Source organism: Psychrobacter sp. T6-1, assembly GCF_052258445.1.
Genome location: NZ_JBQQFC010000851.1, coordinates 1 through 503, shown reverse-complemented (window position 1 = coordinate 503; position 503 = coordinate 1). Strand labels below are relative to the sequence as shown.

Here is a 503-nt window from a genome sequence, read left to right as displayed (position 1 = left end):
ATCGATGCACGACTCAAAGCGATTCAGATTGAGAGCTACAAAAGCCTCAAAGACAAGTCCGACTTGTTTGAAGAGGGCGGTCAAATTATTAAGCTTGGCAAGCACCGTTTTTCGGTTAATACTCAGCCGCTCGATTTGACCTTGCTCAGTCGCCAGCAGAATGATGGCAAGCGCGTACTAAATTTGCACCTGACAGGCACCGATTATTATGAAGTATTGGACAATGCCGAATTAAACGCTTTGCGTCCGTATTGGGATATCAGTATTGCCTCAGAATCCGATACGGTTTACCGCGGCGAGTATCTGGCTTATAGCATTATCGAGAGCGCAAAAAATAACCAAGACGGCATCACTGAGGCGCGCCTATATCAGGCTCTTGATGAAACGGACACTGCGAGTGGCATGGATAGCATTGACAACAGCCCACTTGCCAAACTAGTCAAAGCTTATGCTACGCCGCGTTATCAGCTCGGCTATGACAAGGGCATTCATGATCACGATGC

General features: G+C 47.5%; 1 protein-coding gene. It reads left to right on the top strand.

Going from position 1 to position 503, the window contains the following annotated elements:
• Positions 1-503, top strand: a 503-nt coding sequence (locus ACTXGO_RS16690) for a hypothetical protein (RefSeq protein ID WP_443575265.1), incomplete at both ends; no start/stop codon positions are given.